The sequence below is a fragment of the Pseudarthrobacter sp. MOO14 genome, assembly GCF_058267675.1.
The window spans coordinates 3,260,176-3,285,291 of record NZ_CM177849.1; the positions used below are offsets into that span (position 1 = coordinate 3,260,176).

The window sequence follows — 25,116 nt, forward strand, 5'->3', positions numbered from 1 at the left end:
GGCGCCCACTCCCTAGTTGTAGGCGGCGGCCCACCAGTTCAAGGAGGCGGCAAACACCAGCCAGGAAATGTACGGCAGCAGGAGTAACCCGGCGGTCCGGCTGATGGGACCAAAATAGAGAACGGTGACTCCGACGGCGGCAATGAGCGCCAGGATGATGCCAAGCCCAAACCACAGTGCAACGGTTCCAAAAACGGGGTAGAGGGCAAAGAACGCAGGGGTCCAGGCAAGGTTAAGGAGCAACTGGATCCCGTAGGCGGTGAGGGCGCTCCGGGTCCGCTCCGTCCGTTTGCGCCACACCAGCCAGCCGGCAACAGCCATCGCCGTGTAGAGGATTCCCCACACCGGGCCAAACACGCCGTTGGGCGGAGACCATGGCGCCTTGTCCGCCGTTGCATACCAGCCGTTGACGTTGCTGGCCGACGCCAATCCGCCCAGCGCCGCCACCAGCAAGGACGCCACCAGGAAGGCGGCGAGCCCGGCGATTTGGATCCCGGCGCCATAGGGCCGTCCGCGCTCCGCGGAAGTGCTGCTCTGGTCCCGGTCCGGCCTCATCCTCCAACCCTTGCGGACCCGGGGCAGCCCCGTCAAGGCGCCGCCCCGTGGACGGTCGGCGCCATGCCAGGCATCGCCGGGAGAAAGGCTCCAGCGGCTGAGGCTTTAGACTTGATGCTGCATGTCCGCACGCATCCAGACCCACCGAAACCGCGCACAAACCCGATTGGACACGGCCCCCTTGCGAGAATTCACCGCACGTTTTGCCACAGCCGAGGAAATTGAGAACTGGGACAAGCACGTCACGGCCAACCCCAACGGCGGCAACATGCTGCAGTCCGCCGCCTACGCATCGGTCAAGAACGGGTCCGGCTGGAAAGTCCGCTTCCTTGTCCTGGAAGCCCCGGGAAACTCCAGTTACAACCTGGTCCTGGAAAAGTCATTTCCGGTCCTGGGTCGGCTCTGGTATCTCATCAAAGGCCCTGACGTTGCCGCCGCCGCGGACCTGAAAGCCGCCCTCGAAGCCTGCGCGGCCTTTGCCCGCAGCCGGAAACTGAACGTCTTTACCATCAAGGTGGAACCGGACATCATCGACACCGCCGAGGCGCACCGGGACATCCAGGCCGCGGGCCTTGTCAAAGCCCCCAATATCCAGTCCAACGACTCCACCGCGCTGCTGGACATTTCCGGCAGCAGCGAGGACGTGTTCAAAGCGATCTCCTCGCGCGCCCGGAACGCCATCCGGCGCGCCGAACGCGAAGGCTGCCAGGTGGTACGGCAGGAACAAGGCCCGGAAACCTACCGCGCCCTCTACGACCTGATGGCAGACACCGTCAACGCCAAGGGCTCCATGCCCCTGCGCAGCTACGACTACTACGCCAAGTTCTGGGACGAATTCTGCAACCGTGGCCAAGGCAACTTCTTCTTCGTCTATGAGGATGGAAGGCCCAGCGTCGGAGCCTTCGTGATCAACTACGGTGCCAAGGCAACCTACAAGGACGGCGGGTCCACCCAAAACCGCAAGCAGTACGGCGACTCGCATTTGGTGCAGTGGGAAGCCATCCGCCGCATGCAGGAACTCGGCTGCACCGAATACGACTTTTGCGGCACCCCGCCTGCGGCCCGGATCAAGGACAAAACCCACAACCTGTACGGGATGGGAATGTTCAAGACCAGCTTCACCAAGACCGTCACCGACTTTGTGGGCTGCTACGACTACGTCCTTTCCCCGCTGCGCCACAAGCTCTGGACCAGTGGCGGCGAAAAGGTGCTCCGCCGGATTGAAACCGCCCGGACCGGCCAGCAGTTCTACTGACCGGCATCCCGTGGGATGCATCCACCGCAGCCCACGGCCGGACCGTACGTCCCGTGCAGCCCGCCCCGAACACCGTCCGCCCAGCGCGTGCCCACCAGGCCGCGAAGAGTCCCGAAGAAGGTCACCCCTTGAATCCTGTTTCCGCCGCTACCGGACTTGAATATGCCACGCTCAGCGACGCCGAGTTTGAGGCCTTCGCCGTAAAGCACCCGCAAAACAGCTTCCTGCAGTCCATCGACTTTGCCCGTTTCCAGCGCGCCCGGGGCCAGCAGGTGGAACTCTTCGGCGTCCGGCGCGGCGGCGAACTCGTCGCCGCCGGCAAGCTCAACTACTCGACCACCAGGCTTGGCTACACCATCTGCGAATGCGCCAAGGGCCCCCTCATGGACTACGAGGACCGCAACCTGGTGAGTGGCGTCGTCGAACTCCTCCGCAAGCACGCCGCCGGCCGCAAAGCCGCTGAACTGCGGATCTCCCCGAACATCAGGTACATCGCACGGGACGCCGACGGCGCCGAGCACCCGGACGTCGAGGACAACCGTCCGCTCGTGGCGGACCTGGAGCGGCTCGGGTTCCGGCACCAGGGCCTGGATATGAACTTCGTCAACGTGAACTGGATGTTCATCAAGAGCCTCGTCGGAATCCAGGACGCCGAAGAACTCATCATGGGCACCAGTTACCGGACCCGGAAGGCCATCCGCAAGGCCGAAAAGAACGGCGTCTTCCTGGAACAGGCCACGCTGGAAACCCTGGACGACTTCTACGGGGCGTTGAGCCGGGCCGGGGACGAAAAGGGATTCACCTACCGCGAGCGCGCCTACTACGAGCACCTGCTCAGGACCACCTCGGCGGAATTCACCAAGCTCATGATGGCCAAGATCGACATCCCCGCGTACCGGAAATCCATCACCGAGCGCCTGGCAGCTGAGTCTGCCACCGCCGCGGAGCTCCGGCGTGAAGTGGAAGAAACGGGCAGCAAGAAGAAAGCCAACCGGCTCAAAGTGGTCCAGGACCTCGTGGACAGCTACGAGCGGAGCCTCAAGGACATCGAGAGGTTCCCGGATTCGGTCGGGACCGCCACCGTGGCAGCCATCCACTTCGTCTGCTACGGCGATGAGGTGGTGTGCGTGATCGGCGGCACCGTCCAGGACTACATCTACTTCAACGGCGCCACCTCACTGTACTGGGGCATGATGCTGCACGCCCTGGAGAAGGAATACCCGCGGTACAACTTCTACGGCACGTTCGGCATCTCCGGACAGGACGAGGAGGGGCACGGCGGCTACGAATTCAAGAAGGGATTCGGCGGCGAAGTGGTCCAGCTGGTGGGCGACTTCACCATGCCCGTACGGCCCGCGGTCTTCCATGCCAACCGGCTGGCCAGATCAGCCGCCGCCGCTGCCCGTACCCTGCTTGGCAAGCTGCCACTGAAGCGCGCAGCCTGACCGTCCACACGCCGCGCAGAGGGAGGAACCGGGCATGACCGACCGGCACGAACGGCCAGGGTCCAGGCCGAAGACTGACGGCCTGCCCAAGACTGAGCCGCTGACCCCTGCCCAGATGCGGCAGGACGCAGCCGCCCGGAGGATGCTGCGGCGCCTGGTGCAGGGCGAGAACCCGCCCACCGCCCCCTTGAGCATCGTGGACCGCCTGGCGGGCAGCCCCTACGCCAACCCCACCATCCAGGTGGGCGGTGTGGACACATCGGCCCGCAAGACCCTGGACTTCGCGCTCCACCTGGCAGAGACCATGTTCCGCTATGGGGCGGGCGCCCTGGAGGTGGAGACCAGCATCATCGCCGTTACGGCCGCCCTGGGCCTGAAGAACATCGAGGTGGACATCACCAACCAGTCCGTGGGCATCAATTACGCCCCCAAGGACCAGACGCCCATCGCCCTGCTGCGCGTGGTGCGGTCCTGGACCAACAACTACGCCGGCCTGGCCAAAGTCCACCAGCTGGTCACGGACATCGTGGCTGGCGGCGTGGGCCGCGAGGAAGCCATCCGCAGGCTCAACGAGGCCATCACCAGTCCCAAACCGTATCCGCGCTGGATGGTCACCGCCGCATTCGGTGTCTTCGCCGCCGTGTTCGTCGGTGTGCTGGGCGGCGGCGTGGTGTCCTCGGCCATCGCGTTCGTAGCCAACATCGGGATCAGCCTGCTGGCCCGGCAACTGGGCCGCTGGCGGGTCCCGGACTTCTTCACCACGGCCAGCTGCTCGTTCGTCGTCACCATCCTTGCCTTGCTGCTCTGGCAGTTCGGCCTCACCGCGTCACCGTCGATCGTGGTGGTGGGCGGCATCCTGCTGCTGCTGCCCACCGGACGGCTGGTCTCGTCCGTACAGGACGCCATCAACGGCTTCCCGGTCACCGCCGCGGGCCGGTTCCTGTCAACCCTGCTGACCTTCGGTGCGATCGTGGCCGGCATTGCCGTGGCCTTCGTGGTGGGGGAGCTGACAGGGCTGCAGCGGATCGACGTCACGCAGACCTTCCCACCCGCCTACGATCTGTGGGTCCTTATCCTGTTCGTGGCCGCTGCGGTGATGGCCATCGGCATCACCGAGCAGACCACCTGGCAGCTCCTGCTGCCAACGGCGGGAGTGGGCGTGGCAGGCTACCTGGTGCTGCTGGGCGGCGGCCTGCTGGGGATCGGGGACCGCTTCGCCCCGGCGCTGGCGGCCGTTGTCATCGGCCTCCTGGCACGTGTGGTGGCACTGCGGATGGGCGCGCCGCAGCTGGTGGTGGCTGTGCCCGCGGCGCTGATCCTGCTGCCAGGGCTCACCATCTTCCGGTCCATGTATGTGCTCACGGTCGAGGAATCGGAAATCCTGAACGGCGCGGGCGGCATGCTCAGCGCCGGCGCCATCGTGCTGGGAACAGCCGGCGGGATCGTCCTGGGCGACGTGCTGGCCAGGCCCCTGACCCGCAGCCTGGCGAGCAACGAGCGCCGCCGCGCCCGGCGGCGCTAGATTTGCCCTACCGGCAACTTCTTCTCTGCCTGGAACACGTCTTCCACGCGGCCCTGCGCCCAGTACCCGGACAATGACACCTGGCGCCGCTCCAGGCCGCGCTGCTTGAAGAAGACCTCGCGCAGGGACTTCATGTAGCCCCGCTCGCCGTGGGCAAAGACATCCACGGTGCCGGCAGGCCACTCCGCGCCCGCCACGGCATCCACCAGCAACGTGCTCGAGCCCGCCGGGACTTCGCCGCGGACCAGCCACCGGACCTCGAGTCCGGCCGGAGCGTTCAGGGGCTGGATGTCGGCCTCGGCCCCGACTTCCAGGAAGGCCAGCCCCACTGCGGTGGGAGGAAGTGCCTCGATGGACGCGGCAATGGCCGGCAGGGCGGCCTCATCACCGGCGAACAGATACCAGTCAGCCTCGGGATTGGGGTTGTACGCACCGCCCGGGCCGGTAAAGGTGAGCGTCTCGCCGGGCCGGGCGTTGGCCGCCCACGGACCGGCCAGGCCTTCGTCGCCATGGACCACGAAGTCGATGGCGAGCTCCTTGGCCCCGGGATCCACCCAGCGGAGCGTGTAGGTGCGGGTATACGGCCACTGCTCGCGCGGCATGGTTTCCCGGACCGTCCACAGATCCAGGGGGGAGGGATAGTCCACGCCGGGCTGTGGGAACACGATCTTTACATAACGGTCCACGAATGCGTTGTTGACGAAGTCCCTGAATCCGTCCCCACCTGCGATGACCCGGACCATGTGCGGGGACAACTGCTCTTTGCGCAGTACCGTCAGGTTGACCTGGGGGCGGTTGTTTTTCGTAGCGCTGGTGGCGGTGGGGACAGTGCTCATCAGGCAAGCCTAAGCCAGGGGCACCGGCGGGAGCTCCCAGGTTACGTCCGGCGCACCCTGTTCCCGCAGCAGCTCGTTCACACGGCTGAATGGCCGGGAACCAAAGAAGCCGCGCGAGGCGGACAACGGACTGGGGTGCGCGCTGGCGAAGACGGGCGCACCGGCAAGGAGGGGCCTTACCCCCTCCGCCTCCTTGCCCCACAAGACGGCTACCAGGGGCGTCCTGGACCCGTCCGCGGCCCGACGTCCGGCCACTGCCGTGACTGCCGCCGTCGTAATGTCCTCCCAGCCCTTGCCGCGGTGGGAGCCGGCGGACCCCGCCCGGACGGTGAGCACCCGGTTCAGGAGCAGGACTCCCTGATCCGCCCAGGCGGACAGGTCGCCGTGGACGCGAGGGGAAATGCCCAGGTCGGATTCGAGTTCACGGTAGATGTTCGCCAGGCTGCGGGGGAGCGGGCGCGTGCGCGCGTCCACGGAGAAGGAAAGGCCGACGGCGTGCCCCGGCGTGGGGTAGGGGTCCTGCCCCACAATGAGGACTTTCACGCCGGCGAGCGGCTGGCGGAACGCGCGCAGGACGTTCGACGGCGGCGGGAGGACCTGGTGCCCGGCCGCCTCTTCGCCGGCAAGGAAGTCCAGCACCGACCGCAGCTTCGCTTCGACGCCCTGCAGCGCCGCCGCCCAGTCAGGCGCCATGAGCTCCGCCAGGGGCAGCTTGGCCAGGTCGCTGAAGCTGGTGGCGTCCGCCGGGTCCTGCTGCAGGTCGAACAACGCATCCGATTCAAACATCGGTCCATTCTTGCAGCAGGAGCCCGCCGGTCGGGAACGTGCGTCGACGGCCGGGCCGAATGACACTCCTGTGATTCGCCCGCTAGCATGGGGGTAAGACATCTACCGTAACCAGCGAAGGAGTGTGCCGTGGCGGAACCGGCCCGGGAACACCTGCCGGAGCAGGATCCACGGAATTCCCTGCTGGCGGATTTTCTGCTCCGTGACTCCTCCCTCACCGAGCGCGAACAGCAGATGCTGGCGCTGGAGCGGCAGTGGTGGAAGTACGCGGGGGCCAAGGAACAGGCCATCCGGGAGCTGTTCGACCTCTCCGCAACCCATTACTACCAGCTCCTCAATGCCCTGATCGACCGCGAGGATGCCCTGGCCCACGATCCCATGCTGGTCAAGAGATTGCGTAGACTACGTACGTCGCGCCACCGTGCACGCACCGCCCGCCGCCTGGGATCCGACGCTTAGCACGCCCCAGGCCGGGACCCTGGCAGCAATCAACAAGGATGTCCTTCCACCATGACCAAATACGCCCGCGATGAATTCGACAAGGTCCCCGAGGCCGCGTCGCGACAAGGTGTCCACCGGACGGCCTCGGCCCCGTCCCGGGTGCGGCTGTGGCCCATCCTCGCCGTGGGCGTCGCGGCGCTGGCGATCGGGCTGGTGTCTTTCCTGATCCTCCCCAAGCTGGGGTTCAACGCCACGGCAACCGAGGACTCTGCCAGTGTGGAATCCACCGCGTTGGCGGGTACCGGATCCACCCCGTCCACCACGCAGGCACCCACGCCCCCGGCCGCTTCAGAACCTTCGGCCACCGCCGGGCCGTCCCCAAGCGGCAGCCCGGAGCCGACGCAGTCGGCCACCCAGCAGGCCGTCGTCGACCGGACGCAGGCAGTGGCCGTCTACAACGCGGCCGGTACCGCCGGGCTGGCCAGCCGCATTGGCGGAACAGTCCAGGCTGACGGCTGGAAGCTCGGACAGGTAGGCAACTGGTCCGGCGCACCGCAGAAATCCTCCGTGATCTACTACGCCGGTCCCCAGCAACTGGCCAGTGCCCAGGAGCTCGCCGCACTGTTGAACATCCCCACGGTCGTCAGCAGCACCGAGTTCCAGGTGCCGCTCGTGGTGGTCCTGGGCCCCGGGTACCGGTAACCGGCCGGCCTCAGTTACGCCTGCATAACGTTCCCGGCCCGGGGCCTGCCGCAGCCTGCGGCCCGTGGCGGCCTTTGGCTAGAGTGATTCCAGGCCACGGCCCGCGGGGCTGCACGCAACAGCACCGGCCCACCCGGCCGCAACGGAAAAGAGTTGGTCACCATGGCACTGGGAACCGTCAAATGGTTCAACGCTGAAAAAGGCTACGGCTTCATCACCGTTGACGGCTCCAGTGATGACATCTTTGTCCATTGGTCTGCGATCCGGGGCGAAGGCTACCGGGCCCTTGAGGAAGGACAACGGGTGCAGCTGGAGGTCGGCGAGGGCGACAAGGGCCCGCAGGCGGAAAACGTCCGGCCCGCCGAGTGAAGCCGAAGCACCGTCCCGCCGTCCGCACTGCCCTGGCCGTTTCCCTGGCAGCCGTTCTCGGCGCCACAGCCTGCTCCGGGACAGGCGGAAACGCCCGGGTGGAATCCGCCGAGGCATCCGGCGACGGCGTCCTCCGGGTGGGCCTGGTCCTGGACAACACCGGCGGCAACGCTTTCCTGAACCAGCCACAGCTCGCCGCCGCCAAGCTGGCCGTCCAGGACATCAACGCAGCCGGGGGACACAAGGGCCGTCCCGTCGAACTGCTGCCCGCACACCTGGAACAGGACACCGCCGGGCAGGCAAAAGCCCTGCTCGCCGCCAAGGCGGACGTGGTCATCGGACCCACCGACTCCAGCCATGCGGAGGCAGCCGTAGGCGTCCTGTCCCGCGCGCACATACCGCTCATCTCCCCGGCCAACACCGCTGCCGGCCTGACCGGAATGGCCAGCGGCGGCTACTACTTCCGCACCGCGGCGGCCGACGTCGCGCAAGGGCCTGTGTTGGCCAAACTCGCCAAGGACGCCGGGGCTGCCACCGTCAGCGTGCTGTACCAGGAAGGCACCTACGGCAAGGACCTGCAGGCCGCCGTCACGGAAGCGGCAAAGCAGTCCGGGCTTACCGTCCTTCCCGGTGCCGGCTTCACGACCGGGGACGCCGCGGCGGCAAGCTCCATCGCCAAAGCCAAGCCGGACGCCGTCGTCCTGATAGCCCGTGAGGGCGCCCAAGGCGCACTGGCCGCGCTGAACGGTACCGGCGTTGGCGGTTCACGCATCGTCATGAGCGACGGCGCTTTCGCCCGCTACGGCTCAGGCCTCGGTTCCAAGGTCTTGGATGGCGCCCGCGCGGTGGTACCGGGACAGCTGCCTTCCGCCGCCTTCCAGCAAAAACTCCTGGCGGTGGACCCGTCGCTGAAGGACGTCTCCTACGCTGCCGAGACCTACGACGCCGTGACCCTGGCCGCGCTGGCAGCGGCCCGCGCGCAGGACGACGCCGGCCGCTCGATCGCCGCCAACCTGATCCCGGTATCGGGCGGAACAGCGGCACCAGGCGCCGGAACGGCCGCTGCGCCGTGCGTGACCTACAAGGCGTGCCTGGGCGGTTTGGCTGCCGGCCCGGACATCAATTACGACGGCGAGTCGGGCCCCATTGCCTTCGACGCGAACGGGGATATCACCGTGGCGTCCTTCTCCGTCTTTACATACGGGCCGGACAACCTGCCCACTCCGAGCGGCCGGGAGACAGCCGGACATCAGGGCTGATCGCCCTCGGCGAAGCGACCGCCGCCAGCAGCCCCTCCGGTGTCTTTTCGCTTGCACTCTCACCGGGGGAGTGCTAATTATGGAGTTAGCACTCTGACGTACCGACTGCTAAGCAACGCCCGGTTCCGGCCGGCCGCGCAAGGCACCGGTCGAAGAGCGAAAGAAACACCTCACTTCAGTGAGATCCCCAGGCGGAGGCATACAGAGGCCGCTGTCGAAGGATCGTCCGTCGCGGGCACTGCAGCGAAGGTTCATTCTTAACGACTGTCCCGAAAGGACTACTGCCGTTATGGCCAAGATCATTGCATTTGATGAAGAGGCACGCCGCGGCCTTGAGCGTGGCCTGAACACCCTCGCCGACGCCGTTAAGGTCACCCTCGGCCCGCGTGGACGCAACGTCGTCCTCGAAAAGAAGTGGGGCGCCCCCACGATCACCAACGATGGTGTTTCCATCGCCAAGGAGATCGAGCTGGACGACCCCTACGAGAAGATCGGCGCAGAGCTGGTCAAGGAAGTTGCCAAGAAGACGGACGACGTCGCCGGCGACGGTACCACGACTGCGACGGTGCTGGCCCAGGCGCTGGTCAAGGAAGGCCTGCGCAACGTTGCCGCCGGAGCCGACCCGCTGTCCCTCAAGCGCGGCATCGAGAAGGCCGTTGAAGCCGTCACCCGCGAACTCCTGGCCTCCGCCAAGGAAATCGAAACCAAGGAAGAGATCGCGGCCACCGCCTCCATCTCCGCCGGTGACGACGAAATTGGTGCCCTCATCGCCGAAGCCCTGGACAAGGTCGGCAAGGAAGGCGTCATCACGGTCGAGGAGTCCAACACCTTCGGCCTGGAGCTTGAACTCACCGAAGGCATGCGCTTCGACAAGGGCTACATCTCCGCCTACTTCGTCACCGACGCCGAGCGCCAGGAAACGGTCCTCGAGGATCCGTACATCCTGATCGTCAACTCCAAGATCTCCAACGTCAAGGAACTGGTTGCTGTCCTCGAAAAGGTCATGCAGTCCAACAAGCCGCTGCTGATCATCGCCGAAGACATCGAGGGCGAGGCCCTGGCCACCCTGATCGTCAACAAGATCCGTGGCACCTTCAAGTCCGTTGCCGTCAAGGCCCCGGGCTTCGGCGACCGCCGCAAGGCACAGCTGGCAGACATCGCCGTCCTCACCGGCGGCCAGGTCATCTCCGAGGAAGTCGGCCTTAAGCTCGAGACCGCAGGCCTCGAACTGCTGGGCCAGGCCCGCAAGGTTGTTGTCACCAAGGACGAGACCACCATCGTCGAGGGTGCAGGCGACGCCGACCAGATCGCCGGCCGCGTATCCCAGATCCGCGCCGAGATCGAGAACTCGGACTCCGACTACGACCGCGAGAAGCTGCAGGAACGCCTGGCCAAGCTGGCCGGCGGCGTTGCAGTCATCAAGGCCGGTGCCGCCACCGAGGTTGAGCTCAAGGAACGCAAGCACCGCATCGAGGACGCCGTCCGCAACGCCAAGGCTGCGGTTGAAGAAGGCATCGTCGCCGGTGGCGGTGTTGCCCTCATCCAGGCCGGTGCCAAGGCATTTGCCAACCTGCAGCTCTCCGGCGACGAAGCAACGGGCGCCAACATCGTCCGCGTTGCCATTGACGCCCCGCTGAAGCAGATTGCCTTCAACGCCGGCCTCGAGCCCGGCGTGGTTGTCGACAAGGTCCGCGGCCTGCCCGCAGGCCACGGCCTGAACGCAGCCACCGGCGAGTACGTCGACCTGCTGGCAGCCGGCGTGAATGATCCGGTCAAGGTCACCCGCTCTGCCCTGCAGAACGCAGCGTCCATCGCCGGCCTGTTCCTCACCACCGAAGCCGTAGTGGCAGACAAGCCCGAGAAGGCTTCTGCTCCCGCCGGTGGAGACGACATGGGCGGCATGGGCGGCATGGGCGGCTTCTAAGCCCACTGCCGGGACCTGTCCCGCTGACACGAAATGCGGCCCCCTCCTTGGGAGGGGGCCGCATTTTTATGTTCCAAAGGCTACTTCCTGGCGGAAGCCAGCATCCCTTCGACTTCCTTCTTGAAGGCGTCCGCGGCTGCCTGCGGTGTCAGGCGGTCGTACAGTACTTCATCCGTGTAGCGCTTGATGACGTTCTGGACGCTTCCCGCACCCACCGGCGGGACCGGCGGGGCGCCCTTGACGTCCGGTGCTATGTCCTTGAGGAAGCCCACCACCGTGGTGTCGGCCGGCTTGAGCGAGGGAGTAATGCTCGCGACGATCGCACTGTTGGTGGGCACACCGCGGTCCGTCATCAGGATGCCGCCGGCCTCCGGACTGTTCGTGAGGTAGTCGATGAATTCAGCCGCCTGCTGCGGGTGCTTGGACCGGGACGAAGCCGACCAGAACATGGTGGGCTTGTAGTACATCCCGTTGCCGGCCGATGCGCCGCTGATGCTCGGGGCCCGCAGCATCTTGATGCTGCTGCCCGTGGTGGACTCCAGGGAGCCCAGCTGGTTGGTCCACCACCAGGCCATGGCCACCCGGTTGGTGCCGAACAGGCTCTCCTCCAGCCCCGCGCCGGCGTCCTCGGTGGCGACGGTGGCAGGGGGACTGGCCTTTGAGTCCCGCTGGTCCTTGAGCCGTGCCCAGAAGGACGCGGCGGTGGCCGTCTCGAAACCGAGCCCGCCGTCACCCGTGTACAGGTCCTGTCCGTGCTGGCGCAGCCAGATGATCAGGTCTGCTTCGTTGCTGCCGTAGGCGGCGCCGTAGCTCTTCCCGCCACCAGCGGCGCTGATCTTGGCTGCGGTGTCCGTGAAGTCTTTCCACGTCCACGTCCTGTCGTCCGGCAGCGGAATGCCTGCAGCGTCGAACACCTTGGTGTTGGCCATGATGACGTAGGCATTCTGGCCGGTGCTGAGACCATACTGGGCGCCACCGTACTGGCCGGAGGCCAAGGCCTCCTTGTCCAGCTTCGAGGTGTCGATGCCGCTTTGCTTCGACAGGTCCATAAGCGCCCCGCGCCCGCCGTATTCGGCAATGTACTTCTGGTCCATCTGGATGACGTCCGGTGCATCATTGGCAGCTGTCTTCGTGGCCAGTTTGTCCCAGTAGCTGGCCCATTCTCCGGGCTCCGCCTTGATCTTGATATTCGGGTGCGATGCTTCAAACGCGGCGATGACCTTCTGGGTCTGTGCGTTCAGGTACTCGTTGCCCCACCATGCGAACCGCAGGGTCACCTGCCCGTTGTCCCCGGAACTGCCGGGAGCTCCGCAGCCTGTCGCCAGCAAGGAAAAGGCCAAGGCGGCGGCGCCGAGCTGGAAACTGCGCCGGCTGAAGACTGGACTCGTCATTGATGTTCCTTTCGTATTTTGTCGCCGCTGGGTCGATCCCACGTCGTTGCGGGAGCCCGACTCTGCGGGAAAGCGCTTTCTCAGTGTGATTCTGCGATTGTTTCGTGAGCGGAAGGGTTGCGTCAAGAGTTTCGGTAAACGTTTTCTGAGCTGTTTTTCGGGCCGGCTGCCCCGGCGCTTGCGGGACCAGCACTTCGTCCGGCGTACCGCCGGGCGGCCTTTGAGCCGCCACGGCGGCGGCCCATTGTCGTTGGCTTCTGGCAGGATGGACCGGTGACGATTACTGCAGCGGCTGACGGTTCGGCCTTGGGAAACCCGGGGCCGGCCGGCTGGGCCTGGTACGTGGATGACAACTGTTGGCGGGCCGGCGGCTGGCCCCACGGCACCAATAACCAAGGGGAGCTGATGGCTGTCCTGGATCTGCTGCGGGCCACCGCGCATCTTCCGGGGGAGGACCTTCGCATCCTCTGTGACAGCCAGTACGTCATCAACTCCATTACCAAATGGATGCCCGGGTGGAAGCGCAAGGGATGGCGCAAAGCTGACGGGAAGCCGGTCCTGAACGTTGAACTGCTGAAGGAACTGGACCGCGAACTGGCAGGCCGGACGTATACCTTCGAATGGGTCAAGGGCCATGCCGGCCACAGCCTGAACGAGGCCGCCGATGAACGCGCCCGGGCCGCGGCAACCGCCTACCAGCAGGGCGTGGCCGCCCGGTCTGGTCCGGGATTTCCGGGGGCGCACCATCCGGGCGCCTCCGGGCACAGCTTTGAGGCGCAGCCTCAGGCCGGCAGTGGCCTCCAGCCGGCCACCCTCGACATCCCCGCCCCTGCGCCCGCCCGCCCGGCCGCCGCCGGCCGCCCGGAGGCAGGCCCAACCCGTGCGGACAGCCGCCCGGCAGCGGCCGGCCAAAAAGGTCCTGCAGCGGGAAACGGCAAACAGCGGGCCATGCCCCAGCCGGTATCGGCTTATGACGAGCTTGACCTGTTCAGCGAATTGGACACGGAAGCCCAGGAGGATGCGGAGGCAGCGCAGCAGGCCGGTGCGGTCGCGCCCGAGGCCCTGGTGGAGCAACTCGAACGTGAACTGCTGGGCCCGCTGGTGCGCGGCGACATTGGCCGGACAGCAGTCCTCCTCCACCCGGACTTCATGGAAATCGGCAGCTCGGGAAGGGTGTGGACCCGGGACGCCATGATGATGGCCCTCGAAGAGGACCCCGGAGAAAGGACCGACATCGAGGTTCTGGGCGCTGAGCGCATTGGCCCCGGTGCTGTCCTGCTGACGTATCGGAGCTTTGCCCGCGCCGGCACCACACTGCGAAGCTCGTTGTGGGTCCTCGACGGCGAACGGTGGCGGCTGCGGTTCCATCAAGGAACCCCGGAAGCCTGACCTGTCAGCTGAACCGCTGCGCGTTGCCCTGCTCGGCCTGGGCATACGTGGCCGCGGCGGAGGCCAGGGCCGCGTTGATGGAGGCCAGCGACGCTTCCACCCGGCCCTGGGTGATGGTCCACTCGGTGACCAGCGCCTGGAAGTTGCTGGCCGCCGCACCGCGCCACGAGCCTTGCAGCTCGTCCAGGCCACGCTTCATGGCCTGGACGTCAGCGCTGATCCTGTCCACGGTTGACTGTACGTTCGCGGACTTCAGCTGCAGTAGCTCGGTGTCGACGGAAATGATGCTCATGGCTATGCCTTTCGGTACGGCGGGAGGCGCCTCCGGCCCGGCGGTTCCGGGCTGATGAGACGAGCCTAGGAAGCCGCGCGGGGCGGAGTCATGGCCTGAGCTCTATATGTGGATAACCGAGCTGCCGCTGCCCGCGCCACGCTGGGCGGCGCCGCCCTCCGCCGCTTCCTCCGCACCCGCTGCGTCATCCGCGGGTGCTTCGTCACGGTGCGGCAGGCTGACCACCAGCGTGGCCCCGCCGCCGTCGGTCTTCTCCACCCGCACTGAACCGCCGTGCGAACCCACGATGGCGGCCACGATGGCCAGGCCCAGGCCGCTGCCGCCCGTCTCCCGGGTGCGGGACGTATCGGCACGGTAGAACCGTTCAAAAACCTTGGCCGCGTCCTCTTCCGAAATGCCGGGCCCGTGGTCCCGTACCTCGATGATGGAACGGGCCTCACCGTTAGTGCTGCGGACTCCCACGGCCAGTTCGATGGGGCTGCCGTCCGGGGTGTAGCGCAGCGCGTTGCCCACGAGGTTGCCCACCACTTGGCGCAGCTTGGCCTCGTCCCCAAGCACCGGGGCAGGCGTGGCCGGGCCGCCGTTGAGGCCGGCCAGCGAGATGGTCCTGGAGCGGTCGCTGGCCTGGGTGTCCACCACGGCGTCGTGGGCGATCAGCTGCAGGTCCACGGGCTTTTGCTGCAACGGCCGCTGCTCGTCCAGGCGGGCCAGCAGGAGCAGGTCCTCGACCATGGAACCCATGCGCTTGGCTTCGCTTTCGATCCGGCCCATCGCGGTGGCCACGTCCTCGTCCGTGGACAGGGCGCCATGGCGGTAAAGCTCGGAGAAACCGCGGATGGTCACCAGCGGTGTGCGGAGTTCATGGGAGGCGTCCGCGGCGAAGCGGCGCATCCTGGCCTCGGACGCGGTCCGGGCCGCAAATGCGGTCTCAATGTGGGCCAGCATGGCGTTCAGTGAGCTGCTCAGCCGGCCCAGCTCGGTGGCAGGATTCTCCACCTCAACGCGGCGGGAGAGGTCACCGGCGGCGATGGCTGCGGCGGTCTTCTCCACCCGTGCCAGCGGCCGGAACGCGCGCGATACTGTCCAGCTCGCGATGAGGGAGGCCAGCAGCAGCGTTAGCAGGCCCACCCCGGTGACCACCAGGGTGGCGTGCTTGAGGACGTCGTCCACGCTCGCCAGGGGCAGCCCGATGACCACCACGGCAGTTGTTTGGCCGTTTTGGACGGTCACCGCCACCACGCGCCAGCTTTGCCCGTCCGTCCCGCGGACCTGGAACGGGGCAAGTTGCCGGGCCTGGGCCTGCTCGACAGTGATGGACGAGATGTCCGGATGGTCGTCGGGGTCGCCGCCGAACGTGTACGGCTGCTCGCCGGGGGCGAAGAGCATCAGCGAATAGTCGGTGGGAATGGGGCTGGGCGCCTGCAACTGCGTGAACGAGCGCTGTTGCCGGGCAGAGTCGACGGCGGCGTTAAGTTTGTCGTCCACCTGGCCCTGGAGGTAGCTGTGCAGCAACGTGAGGGTGACGGCGCCGGTGACCGTCAGGGCCACGATGAGCAGGGCCATGATCATGGCCACCAGCTGCGATCTGAGCGAGGCCGACTTCCACCGCTTCAACAAGGTCAGCGCTTTTCAGCCGTCCGCAGCACATAGCCCACGCCGCGCTTGGTCTGGATCAGGGCCGGGGCTTCGGGATCGATGTCCACCTTCCGCCGGAGGTAGGAAATGTAGGACTCCACGATGGAGGCATCGCCGTTGAAGTTGTACTCCCAGACGTGGTCCAGGATCTGGGACTTGGACAGGACCCGGTTGGGGTTGAGCATGAGGTAGCGCAGCAGCTTGAACTCGGTGGGGGAAAGTTCAATGACCGTGCCGCCGCGGCGGACCTCGTGGGCGTCGTCGTCGAGCTCAAGGTCGTCAACCCGGATGATCGCGTCGTCATCCAGCAGGGGCTGGGTCCGGCGCAGCACCGCGCGGATCCTGGCCACCACCTCATCGAGGCTGAACGGCTTGGTGACGTAGTCGTCGCCGCCAACGGTCAGGCCGGTCACCTTGTCTTCCGTGTCGTCCTTCGCTGTCAGGAAAAGGACAGGGAAGTGCTTTCCGGCGGCGCGCAGGCGGCGGGTAACGGTGAACCCGTCCATATCCGGGAGCATGACGTCCAATACGGCCAGGTCAGGCGCCTGGGTGTCCGCGGCGGCGAGCGCGTCGCGCCCGTTGGCTGCGGAGACAACTTCAAAGCCTGCGAACCGGAGGGACGTGGAGAGAAGCTCACGGATGTTGGGTTCGTCATCGACGACGAGCAGCCTGGCTTCGGGACCGTTCTTGTTCATGCTCCCATCATGCTCCCAGTCTCTGGGAGTTGTCTGGATATTCGTTGTGAGCATGATGGTGGTGCGCTTGTGTTCACCAGCCCATCGTTCCCGGCTCCCCTTTGAAGGGGCCTACGATCCGCTGGGTGATCCAGCCGCCGTAAAAGCGGCCTGGCTGCGGAAGCACGCGTTCACCGTCCACCTCGCAGTAATCCATCCTGCCCGCGTAGACGGCCACCCGGCCTGCCAGGGCCTCGAATCCGGACGACGGTTCCGGATAGGACCAGGCGGCCCCCTCGGCTTCCTCCCCGCCGCCGCGCACGGTCAGGTACTCGGCGGACCCCTTGAACTCACAAAAACTGCTGCCTGCCGCCGGTTCCAGCGAGCCAGGCACGAACGCCGACCGCGGCAGGTAGTAGACCGGCGGATGGCTGGTCTCGAGGACGCGCAGCGACTCGGTGGTGTCGGCGATCAGTTCACCGCCCAGGAAGATCCTGATGTGTTCGGTATTGCGTTCGATCCGGGGCGGGCGGGGGTAGTCCCAGACCGATTCCTGGCCTGGCCCGGGGACGGCGGGAATGATGCGTATGCTCATACATCCAGTGTCCCCCGGATCCGTGGCGTGCGGCACACTCCGGCGGGAACCGAAATCAGGGTGAGAACGTTCAGCGCCCGATCTCTTCCGCCGTCAGGGGCTCGGGAATACAGTGTTGATTCCAGGGTTCCATCGCTCCTGACCCATGTGAAGGGATTGACCATCATGACTGATCTGAGCGCATCTGAAAACACCACATCCACGGACCGCAGCATCCGCGACTGGGCTGACCTGGCGGAGGAAATGTGGTCGTATCTCACCGGCAAGGGTGCTGCCATCAACTACCAGTTCGTGGACATGACCATCGAGGTGCCCCGCGACATTGGTCCTGACGCGCCGCGGGCCACCTGGAAGCTCAACGGCAGCCTGCGGGTCACCACCAGCGACAAGGATGCCGCCGGATCCGATCTGAACCGCGGCTGACAGACATGGCTGAGTACCGGTTGGATGTGGACCTTGACTTCTCCTTCTCGGACGAGTCCGGGGCGGTCACCCGGGGAAGCGCCAAGGCCGCCGGCACGGAGCTGACGGTATCACTCGCGGACCTGGCCCCGTTGTCGGGAGGCGGGCTCCCGTCCCTGGACGAAGTGAAGCCCCTGGCCGAGGTACTGGCCAGGAAAGGCATCAGTGTCCACATCTCCGGTCCGCAGGGCAACCTCATCAGCCTGGGAGCCGTGGAGAGTCCTGCATCGCAGCGGCTCGTCACCAGGTCCCCGCATATCAAGCTCGGGAAACTCGGAACCCTCCTGCCGCTCCTCCGGCAGGGACGGCGCCGGCCAAACGGCATTCCCCTTCTTCCGCCGGCGACGCCGTTGCCACTGCTCCCCACGGTGCGGCGGCGTATTCCCCGACGCATCACCACCACCCACTACACGCGGGGGAGCGGCCGGCCACGGCTCATCTTTGTCCAGGACGCAACCACCTGGACCGGCCAGATCCCGCGTGAAGTGGCGTTGGCGGGCGAGGTCACCACGATCGGCAGCAGCCCGGAGTCCGATATCAGGCTTGAGGGCTTGGAGGGGCTGCACGCAGAGATCAGGCACGACGAGCAGGATGAGTATGTCCTGGTGCCGCATGGCCCCGTCAGCGGAAGCGTTGCCACCTCCGGTCCTTCCCTGCTCAGGACCGGCGCCCGGATGCAGATGGGCCAATGGTGCCTTGCGTTCTTCCGGGAAGAATTCGCAGACCACGGCCGCCCTTACGGCGGCCGCAGCGGCGGCGAACTGGCCTACGAGCGTCCGCAGTTCGATCCGCGCACTGGAACCATGGAACGCGACAGCTCCTACGGCGTGAGCTGACGGTGTGCGGCTGCCGGACCCTATCCGGCAGCCTCCACGTCCTTGGCGTCCATGATCCGGTAGGCATACCCCTGTTCGGCCAGGAACCGCTGGCGCTTCGCGGCGAACTCCTGGTCCAGGGTGTCGCGGGCCACCAGCGAGTAGAACCTGGCAGCCCGGCCGTCCTTTTTGGGCCGCAGCAGGCGCCCGAGCCGTTGAGCCTCCTCTTGCCGGGACCCAAAGGAGCCCGATACCTGGATGGCCACCGAGGCTTCGGGCAGGTCGATCGAGAAGTTGGCCACCTTGGACACCACCAGGGTCTGCAGCTCACCGGCGCGGAAGGCGTCAAAGAGCTTCTGGCGCACCTTCACGGAGGTGTCGCCCTTGATCACCGGTGCCTGCAGGCGCTCGCCGAGTTCGTCCAGCTGGTCGATGTACTGCCCGATCACGAGCAGCTGCTCGCCGCTGTGGCGTGCCACCAATTGCTCCACCACCTGCGTCTTGGACTCGGAGGTGGCGCACAGCCGGTACTTGTCGGCGTCATCGGCCATGGCGTAGGCAACCCGCTCGTCCTGCGGCAGGTCGACGCGAACCTCGACGCAGTCCGCCGGCGCGATGTAGCCCTGCGCCTCGATGTCCTTCCAGGGCGCGTCGTACCGCTTGGGTCCGATCAGGCTGAAGACCTCGCCTTCGCGCCCGTCCTCCCGGACCAGGGTGGCCGTCAGCCCAAGGCGGCGGCGGGCCTGGAGGTCGGCCGTCATCCTGAAGATCGGTGCCGGCAGGAGGTGGACCTCGTCGTAGATGATCAGCCCCCAGTCGTGGCCGTCCACCAGTTCCAGGTGCGGATAGATGCCTCCGCGCTTGGTGGTGAGCACCTGGTAGGTGGCAATGGTGACCGGACGGACCTCTTTCATGGCGCCCGAGTATTCGCCCACTTCCTCTTCCGTGAGCGACGTGCGCCTGATCAGTTCGTCCTTCCATTGCCGCGCGGCAACGGTGTTGGTGACCAGGATGAGCGTGGTGGTGGAACCTGTGGCCATGGCCGCGGCCCCCACGAGCGTCTTCCCGGCACCGCAGGGCAATACCACCACCCCGCTGCCGCCCGCCCAAAAGTTTTCGCTGGCCAGTCGTTGGTAGGGGCGCAGCTTCCAGCCGTCCTCGTGGAGCGAAATCAGGTGCGGAGTTCCGTCCACGTAGCCGGCCAGGTCCTCGGCCGGCCAGCCGATCTTCAGCAGCAGCTGCTTGAGCTGGCCGCGCTGGGATGCGTGCACCACCACGGTTTCGCCGTCGATCCGAGGCCCCAGCAGCGGCGCGATCTTCTTGGCCCGGATGACTTCCTCGAGCACGGGGTAGTCATCGGTCCGCATTACCAGACCGTGGCGCGGGTCTTTCTCCAGGCGCAGCCGGCCGTACCGGGACATGGTTTCCGCGACGTCGACCAGCAGCGAATGGGGAACCGGAAAACGCGAGTATTTCAGCAGGGCATCCAGTACCTTTTCCGCATCCAGCCCGGCGGCGCGTGCGTTCCACAGTCCCAACGGGGTCAGCCGGTAGCTGTGCATGTGTTCGGGAGCCCGTTCCAGTTCGGCGAAGGGCGCGATGGCGTGCCGCGCTTCGGTGGCCAGCTCGTGGTCCACTTCGAGGAGGATGGTTTTGTCGCTTTGGACGATCAAGGGTCCGTCGGTCACGCGGGGAAGTCCTTTACTGCCGCAGTTCCTCGGCGGCTTCGATATCGATGATGCGGTGGACGGACAGGACCCGTTCAGTTTCCTTGGCGGGATCGAACACACGGACCCGTCCTCCGCTGACAGACAGCGGAACAACCACTTCCATGCTGGCATTCCCCAGGCTGTCCACCACGTTCATGTGGATCCGCTGCTTCAGCCGGATGGCCCGCTGCAGCGCCTCCAGCCCCAGCTGCGTGGCGGCTTCGCTGCCCGCGGCAGGTCCCGGGGAGTGTCCGACGGCGTCACGCGACTGCCGCAGCAGGTGCAGCTGGGCATCCACGTCCTCCGCCGCAGGCGCCAGCCGCGGAGCGGTATAGACAGGGCGGAGGCTTTCCTGCGCGGAGGGAGCGCGGCGGAGGTGGCCGGCTGGCTCGGTGCCGTCCACCGAGGGGGACAGGCCCAGGCTGCGGAGCGCGGCGGCAACGTCGCGTTGCGGGGCGGAGGACGACACGACGGTGGGGGCAAGCCGGACCAGTCCAAGCTGCGCCGCTTTCGGGCCGGCCAGCAGTCCGGCGAGCATCGCCTCATCGTCGCTCTGGATGAAGCTCGCTGCCTGGCCCACACGCAGCCTGCCGTGCCGGGAGGCGGTGTCCTCCACCAGGTACTCCAACGGTTGCGGCACTGCGGTGGCCGAGTGCTCACGCAGGAAGCTCAGCAGGGCGGGGGCGTCGTAGCCGTCGTCGAGCGCCCGTTTGATGGACTCGGCGGAGAACCGGTAGATGGTGGCCGGGCCCTGCCCTTCGGCATCGGCCATGACCAGCAGTTTTTCCGTGAGCGCGGGGGCCAGGTAGCCCGGCGCGACGGCGGTAAGGTCCGCCTGCAGCAGCACGTGGTTCAGCGCTGCCGGGAGGTGCTCGCCAAGGATGGCAAGGGCGGCGTCGGGATTGTCTTCGGCGAAAGCGCTTCCGAGCTGGCTCAGCGCGCCGGATCCCACGAGGCCCAGCAGTTCGGCCTCTGCCAGGACGCCGCGGATCAGGGAACTGAACCGCCTTGCCATCCGGGGCTGTGACCATTCCGCCCGCTGGAGGACCGCGGCGGCATCGAGTACCGGGGCGGCGCCGTCCGGGGCGGATGCCTCGCACGTGAGTTCATGCAGGATTTCCAGGATGCGTTTACGGACCACCGGGGCATCGGGCCGCTGCGCTCCGGCGGACAACGCGGCGATGGTGGTGCCGGACGCGGGCCGGGCAGCAGGTGTGCCGGGCGAGGTACTGACCGGTTGGCCCACCATCGAGGGGACGCGCTCGCTGGCCAGCCAGGCGTTGACCAGCCACAGCCATTGTTCCTGCCTCGGCAGGAGGAGCCACTCGAGCTGGGGCGGCTGCACCCAGCACGACGAGTCGACGTCGAGGCGGATCAGGCCTGCCAGGCCACACAGTTCAAGAAGCCGCCCCACCGCGCCCTGGTCGATCCGCAGCTGTTCGGAGAGCCGGCGCATTTCGCGTACCCCCACCCCGCCGCTGCGCAAGGTGGCCAGCGGCTGGTCCCGGACGGCATGCAGCAGTTCGGAGACGAGCCTCAGGGTCTCCGAAATCGCGCTCAGGGCCGCGTTCCTTCGCAGCGCTGCGGTGGTCCGGCCGAGCTCGGGGACAGGCGGCGCAAGGGTGAAGTCGTCGATGATGGCACCGCCGCGGAGCGCCAGCCCCACGCTGTGCGGCAATTCGACGTGCGCGGCGTCGAGCGGGACCAGCAGGCCGCGGGCAAGGAGCCAGTCCACCGGGCCGACGTCGGCCGGTTCCGTCAGGACCGAGGCTTTCCGTTGCGCCTGGGGGACGGCACCCATGGCCCAGTTCCGGAACCTGGCGAGCAGCGCCGTCGTCCGTTCCGGGGCTCCGGCGAGGATGTCCCGCAGCCCCTCCGGAGATGATGTCCAGTGCTGGAGGGCCAGTGCCGCGTCCATGGGGGTCGTGGCCTCGTGGACGGCGAAGCCGCTGCGGTGCAGTTCGGCAACCAGCGGTACTGCCCGTTGGGCGAACGCCGGCTGCAGGCGCACCAGTTCCGTGTAGCTGCGGCCCAGTCCGGCCGGGTAGATTCCCACCACGTCCTTCAGGGCGCCCGCCGGGAGGTAGAAGACATGTCCGGACGCTGCGGGCGGGGAGCCGTGCGGTGGTGCGGCCGGGTGCACCAAGGCAAGTTCCTGCAAGGTGCCAAGGATCTGTTGAATGGTGGCCAGGGACGAACCCCGGACCAGTTTTTGCAGGCTTTCCGCGGACGCGCTGTGGCCGGTGTCGGTGTTGGTGCACAGGTGCAGGGTTTCGAGCACCTGCATCTGGGGCCGGTTGAGCCGTTCAAGGGCCCGCTGGACGCTGACCCGGGAGCTCGCCCGGGCTGCGAGTGCCGCGAAATCCGGCACCGAGGGGGAGATCAGGTCCGGCCGCGCGGCGAACAGTGCCCGCAACGAATCGTCGCTGCGTGCCTCCAGGTCCTTGCCGAGCGCACGAATGAGGGACATCAGTCCAACGTTACCGCGGCTCCCGCCTTCCCGCCCGCCGCCGGGCGGCCACGCCATCGAGGACCAGCAGGAGCATCAGGATGAAGGCCACCGGGAGGCCGTACAGCGCTGAGTACGTGACCCAGGTGGGAGCGACGGACCCCGCGAAGGCAAGCGCCATGACCGTTCCCACCGCTACCAGGGAAAGCAGGGCAATAACAGCTGCAAGCACCATCAGGGGCCGGCGGAAACGCAAGGGTGTCATAGAGGTAACGCTACAGCGGCGTCCGGCGTGCCGCTAAAGCCCCGGGCTTGCGCCCGGGGCGGAACAGTACGGCCGGAAGCATGATTAGGGCATGCGGCAGGATAACCTTGAAGCATACAGACCAACACGGTTTGCAGGGGCCATACCTTGAACCCGCACAACAATGCGGACGCGGTGGCACCTGGCCGTGTCTCATGACAGCAGAACGAAGAAGGTTGATTACGTGCCTACCGGCAAGGTCAAGTGGTATGACAAGGACAAGGGCTTTGGATTCCTCGCGGGCGAGGACGGCCAGGAGGTCTTCCTGCCCAAGTCGTCGTTGCCCGAGGGTGTAACGGAGCTCAAAGCCGGCACCCGCGTGGAGTTTGGCGTCGCGGACGGCCGCAAGGGCGCCCAGGCACTGGGCCTGCGGGTGCTGGACAAGACCCCGTCCATTGCCAAAGCAAAGCGTCCCAGCGCCAAGGACCTCGCGCCGCTGGTCCAGGACCTGGTGACCGTCCTGGACAACCTGTCCGGGACGCTGTCCAAGGGCAAGTATCCGGACGGCAACAAGGGCAAGGCAATCGCGGCCGCCCTGCGCAAGGTTGCCGACGAGCTGGACGTCTAGGCGCCGATGAACCCCCAAGCTGAACAACCGGGCGTGGCTCCACAGGAGCAAGCTGCCAAGGCTGCGCCAAAGCGCAAGGCCGGGGTTCCGGTATGGCGGACGGGCAAGCCTGACGCGTTCCTGGCAGCAGCCGTCGATGTTGCACGGGCCGCGGTTGAGGGCATCACGCCCGCTGCCACCATCGGGCCGCACCTTGGTGCCAAAAGCGAGGGCGACCGGCTGGTCACGCACTTGTTCGAGTCCCGGCTGGCCGGCTACGGCGGCTGGCAGTGGTACGCGGTGCTGACCCGCAACTCCCGCTCCAAGGTGGTTACCGTCGATGAGCTGGGCCTGCTGCCGTCCGAAGAATCGATCCTCGCCCCGGAGTGGGTGCCGTGGGCCGAACGCGTGCGCCCCGAGGACGAGCACCAGCAGGAACCCGAACAAGCCCGCCAGGAAGAGCCGTCCGCAACGGAGCAGGCGCCCGGGGATGAAGAGGATGCCGACGACGACGCGGAGCCAAAAGACTAAGCAAGAATTTTCCGCCACACGCGAAAGGCGCCGTCCAGGGGTTATCCCGGGCGGCGCCTTTCGCGTGTGCCTGGACTACTTGCGGAGCTCGCCCACCACATAGTCGATGCTGGACAGCAGTGCCGAGACGTCGTCGGGCTCGATGGCGACGAAGGTGGCGATGCGCAGCTGGTTGCGGCCCAGCTTCCGGTAGGGCTCGGTGTCCACGATGCCGTTGGCGCGCAGGACCTTCGCCACCGTTGCCGCGTCCACCGACTCGTCAAAGTCGATGGTGGCGATGACGTTGGAGCGCTCCTCCGGGTTGGCCACAAACGGGGTGGCGAACTCCGAGGCGTCAGCCCAACTGTAGATGCGGCCGGCGGAATCGGCGGTGCGGGCAGAGGCGAAGTCCAGGCCGCCGTTGGCGTTCAGCCACTGGACCTGGGCGCCAAGGGTTACCAGGGTGGACAGCGACGGGGTGTTGTACGTCTGGTTCAGCCGTGAATTGTCGATGGCGGTCTGGAGGTCCAGGAAGTCCGGGATCCAGCGGCCGCTTGCCTTGATGGCGGCAGCGCGCTCCAGGGCGGCGGGGGAGAAGAGGCCGAGCCAAAGGCCACCGTCGGAAGCGAAATTCTTTTGCGGGGCGAAGTAGTAAACGTCGCTTTCGGCAATGTCGACGTCCAGGCCGCCGGCAGCGGAGGTTGCGTCCACCAGGACCAGGGCGTCCTTGTCGGCGCCCGGCACCCGCTTGACCGGGGCGGCGACGCCCGTGGAGGTCTCATTCTGTGGCCACGCGTAGACGTCCACGCCCGCCTCCGCCTGCGCTGCAGGACGGGTGCCCGGCTCGGACTTAATGATCGAGGACGCTTCCAGGAACGGCGCCTTGTTGGTGGCGGAGGCAAACTTGGAGCCAAACTCCCCGAAGGACAGGTGCTGCGCCTTCTTGGACACGAGGCCGAAGCCCGCGATGTCCCAGAACGCGGTGGAGCCGCCCACGCCGAGGACCACCTCGTAGCCCTCGGGAGCACGGAAGAACTGGCTGAGTCCTTCGCGTACGGAGCCCACCAGGTTCTTGACCGGAGCCTGCCGGTGGGATGTGCCGAGGATAGTCTTCGACGCAGCGGACAGGGCATCGATCTGTTCCGGCCGGACCTTTGAGGGGCCGGCCCCGAACCGCCCGTCCTGGGGCAGGAGGTTGGCGGGAATCGTGATGCTGGTGTCGCTCACAGGTGCTCCATTCGGCGGGGACG

At 66.7% G+C, this 25,116-nt stretch carries 25 protein-coding genes; 13 read left to right on the forward strand and 12 right to left on the reverse strand.

Annotated features, from left to right (window positions below; translation table 11 throughout):
- Positions 1–12: 12 nt before the first annotated feature.
- Positions 13–555 carry a TspO/MBR family protein gene (locus AC4EEV_RS15215; RefSeq protein WP_491329349.1) on the reverse strand — a complete coding sequence of 181 codons (543 nt, stop codon included), beginning with the start codon at positions 553–555 and terminating at the stop codon, positions 13–15.
- A gap of 121 nt (positions 556–676) precedes the next feature.
- Between AC4EEV_RS15215 and AC4EEV_RS15220 the strand changes: the two genes are divergently transcribed.
- The 3 genes from AC4EEV_RS15220 to AC4EEV_RS15230 all read left to right on the forward strand — a co-directional run bounded on the left by AC4EEV_RS15220 (position 677) and on the right by AC4EEV_RS15230 (position 4,777).
- Complete coding sequence (locus AC4EEV_RS15220; RefSeq protein WP_133832532.1) at positions 677–1,810, forward strand: lipid II:glycine glycyltransferase FemX; 1,134 nt, start codon at positions 677–679, stop codon at positions 1,808–1,810.
- A 128-nt stretch (positions 1,811–1,938) separates the two neighbouring features.
- Entirely contained in the window at positions 1,939–3,255 is a 1,317-nt protein-coding gene (locus tag AC4EEV_RS15225) for a peptidoglycan bridge formation glycyltransferase FemA/FemB family protein (RefSeq protein ID WP_491329350.1), read from the forward strand.
- 34 nt (positions 3,256–3,289) lie between these two features.
- Positions 3,290–4,777 carry a threonine/serine exporter family protein gene (locus AC4EEV_RS15230; RefSeq protein WP_018762129.1) on the forward strand — a complete coding sequence of 496 codons (1,488 nt, stop codon included), beginning with the start codon at positions 3,290–3,292 and terminating at the stop codon, positions 4,775–4,777.
- Here the strand turns inward: AC4EEV_RS15230 and AC4EEV_RS15235 are convergent.
- Both AC4EEV_RS15235 and AC4EEV_RS15240 read right to left on the reverse strand, forming a co-directional pair.
- Positions 4,774–5,613 carry a siderophore-interacting protein gene (locus AC4EEV_RS15235; RefSeq protein WP_491329351.1) on the reverse strand — a complete coding sequence of 280 codons (840 nt, stop codon included), beginning with the start codon at positions 5,611–5,613 and terminating at the stop codon, positions 4,774–4,776. The two genes, AC4EEV_RS15230 and AC4EEV_RS15235, sit on opposite strands and share 4 nt — an antisense overlap.
- A gap of 9 nt (positions 5,614–5,622) precedes the next feature.
- A complete protein-coding gene (locus AC4EEV_RS15240; RefSeq protein WP_491329352.1) occupies positions 5,623–6,399 on the reverse strand; it encodes a uracil-DNA glycosylase in 777 nt (258 codons plus the stop codon).
- A 129-nt stretch (positions 6,400–6,528) separates the two neighbouring features.
- Between AC4EEV_RS15240 and AC4EEV_RS15245 the strand changes: the two genes are divergently transcribed.
- From AC4EEV_RS15245 to groL, 5 genes are all read left to right on the forward strand, one after another.
- Positions 6,529–6,858: a DUF3263 domain-containing protein gene (locus AC4EEV_RS15245; RefSeq protein WP_018762132.1), complete on the forward strand. Its 330-nt coding sequence runs from the start codon at positions 6,529–6,531 to the stop codon at positions 6,856–6,858.
- Between the two features lie 51 nt (positions 6,859–6,909).
- Positions 6,910–7,542: a LytR C-terminal domain-containing protein gene (locus AC4EEV_RS15250; RefSeq protein ID WP_491329353.1), complete on the forward strand. Its 633-nt coding sequence runs from the start codon at positions 6,910–6,912 to the stop codon at positions 7,540–7,542.
- A gap of 162 nt (positions 7,543–7,704) precedes the next feature.
- Positions 7,705–7,911 carry a cold-shock protein gene (locus AC4EEV_RS15255; protein WP_123059240.1) on the forward strand — a complete coding sequence of 69 codons (207 nt, stop codon included), beginning with the start codon at positions 7,705–7,707 and terminating at the stop codon, positions 7,909–7,911.
- Positions 7,908–9,170, forward strand: coding sequence for an ABC transporter substrate-binding protein (locus AC4EEV_RS15260; protein ID WP_491329354.1), 1,263 nt, complete (start codon positions 7,908–7,910; stop codon positions 9,168–9,170). The genes AC4EEV_RS15255 and AC4EEV_RS15260 overlap by 4 nt, the downstream gene beginning before the upstream one ends.
- Positions 9,171–9,459: 289 nt before the next feature.
- Positions 9,460–11,094, forward strand: a complete 1,635-nt coding sequence (gene groL, locus AC4EEV_RS15265) for a chaperonin GroEL (RefSeq protein WP_018762136.1) — start codon at positions 9,460–9,462, stop codon at positions 11,092–11,094.
- A gap of 80 nt (positions 11,095–11,174) precedes the next feature.
- Here the strand turns inward: groL and AC4EEV_RS15270 are convergent, their stop codons facing one another.
- A complete protein-coding gene (locus tag AC4EEV_RS15270; protein WP_491329355.1) occupies positions 11,175–12,485 on the reverse strand; it encodes an ABC transporter substrate-binding protein in 1,311 nt (436 codons plus the stop codon).
- 273 nt (positions 12,486–12,758) lie between these two features.
- Here AC4EEV_RS15270 and AC4EEV_RS15275 point away from each other — a divergent pair, with 273 nt between their 5' ends.
- Positions 12,759–13,874 (forward strand): ribonuclease HI family protein, encoded by a 1,116-nt coding sequence (locus tag AC4EEV_RS15275; protein WP_133832527.1) that lies wholly within the window; start codon positions 12,759–12,761, stop codon positions 13,872–13,874.
- A 4-nt stretch (positions 13,875–13,878) separates the two neighbouring features.
- Here the strand turns inward: AC4EEV_RS15275 and AC4EEV_RS15280 are convergent, their stop codons facing one another.
- The 4 genes from AC4EEV_RS15280 to AC4EEV_RS15295 form a co-directional block, all read right to left on the reverse strand.
- The gene (locus AC4EEV_RS15280; protein ID WP_018762139.1) at positions 13,879–14,166 is read right to left on the reverse strand and encodes a WXG100 family type VII secretion target; all 288 of its coding nucleotides are present in this window, start codon (positions 14,164–14,166) and stop codon (positions 13,879–13,881) included.
- Positions 14,167–14,268: 102 nt separating this feature from the next.
- Positions 14,269–15,783 (reverse strand): sensor histidine kinase, encoded by a 1,515-nt coding sequence (locus AC4EEV_RS15285; RefSeq protein WP_026264691.1) that lies wholly within the window; start codon positions 15,781–15,783, stop codon positions 14,269–14,271.
- A 2-nt stretch (positions 15,784–15,785) separates the two neighbouring features.
- Complete coding sequence (locus AC4EEV_RS15290) at positions 15,786–16,496, reverse strand: response regulator transcription factor (RefSeq protein ID WP_018762141.1); 711 nt, start codon at positions 16,494–16,496, stop codon at positions 15,786–15,788.
- Positions 16,497–16,569: 73 nt separating this feature from the next.
- Positions 16,570–17,070, reverse strand: a complete 501-nt coding sequence (locus AC4EEV_RS15295) for a DUF427 domain-containing protein (protein WP_133832526.1) — start codon at positions 17,068–17,070, stop codon at positions 16,570–16,572.
- A 165-nt stretch (positions 17,071–17,235) separates the two neighbouring features.
- On the opposite strand from AC4EEV_RS15295, the gene AC4EEV_RS15300 reads away from it, so the two are divergent.
- Positions 17,236–17,493 carry a hypothetical protein gene (locus tag AC4EEV_RS15300; protein ID WP_026264693.1) on the forward strand — a complete coding sequence of 86 codons (258 nt, stop codon included), beginning with the start codon at positions 17,236–17,238 and terminating at the stop codon, positions 17,491–17,493.
- 5 nt (positions 17,494–17,498) lie between these two features.
- Entirely contained in the window at positions 17,499–18,368 is an 870-nt protein-coding gene (locus AC4EEV_RS15305) for an FHA domain-containing protein (protein ID WP_109863863.1), read from the forward strand.
- Between the two features lie 20 nt (positions 18,369–18,388).
- Here AC4EEV_RS15305 and AC4EEV_RS15310 read toward each other — a convergent pair whose 3' ends face one another.
- From AC4EEV_RS15310 to AC4EEV_RS15320, 3 genes are read right to left on the reverse strand one after another with little or no spacing between them, the layout of a single operon-like run.
- The gene (locus AC4EEV_RS15310; protein ID WP_018762145.1) at positions 18,389–20,035 is read right to left on the reverse strand and encodes a DNA repair helicase XPB; all 1,647 of its coding nucleotides are present in this window, start codon (positions 20,033–20,035) and stop codon (positions 18,389–18,391) included.
- Positions 20,036–20,048: 13 nt separating this feature from the next.
- Positions 20,049–22,526, reverse strand: a complete 2,478-nt coding sequence (locus tag AC4EEV_RS15315) for a helicase-associated domain-containing protein (protein WP_491329356.1) — start codon at positions 22,524–22,526, stop codon at positions 20,049–20,051.
- Between the two features lie 10 nt (positions 22,527–22,536).
- Positions 22,537–22,770: a hypothetical protein gene (locus tag AC4EEV_RS15320; RefSeq protein ID WP_026264694.1), complete on the reverse strand. Its 234-nt coding sequence runs from the start codon at positions 22,768–22,770 to the stop codon at positions 22,537–22,539.
- Positions 22,771–22,993: 223 nt separating this feature from the next.
- Here AC4EEV_RS15320 and AC4EEV_RS15325 point away from each other — a divergent pair, with 223 nt between their 5' ends.
- Together AC4EEV_RS15325 and AC4EEV_RS15330 are read left to right on the forward strand one after the other, a co-directional pair.
- Positions 22,994–23,377 (forward strand): cold-shock protein, encoded by a 384-nt coding sequence (locus AC4EEV_RS15325; RefSeq protein WP_018762148.1) that lies wholly within the window; start codon positions 22,994–22,996, stop codon positions 23,375–23,377.
- Positions 23,378–23,383: 6 nt separating this feature from the next.
- Entirely contained in the window at positions 23,384–23,887 is a 504-nt protein-coding gene (locus AC4EEV_RS15330; RefSeq protein WP_018762149.1) for a DUF3027 domain-containing protein, read from the forward strand.
- 75 nt (positions 23,888–23,962) lie between these two features.
- On the opposite strand, the gene serC is transcribed toward AC4EEV_RS15330, so the two are convergent.
- Positions 23,963–25,093 (reverse strand): phosphoserine transaminase, encoded by a 1,131-nt coding sequence (serC, locus tag AC4EEV_RS15335; RefSeq protein WP_018762150.1) that lies wholly within the window; start codon positions 25,091–25,093, stop codon positions 23,963–23,965.
- Positions 25,094–25,116 lie beyond the last annotated feature (23 nt).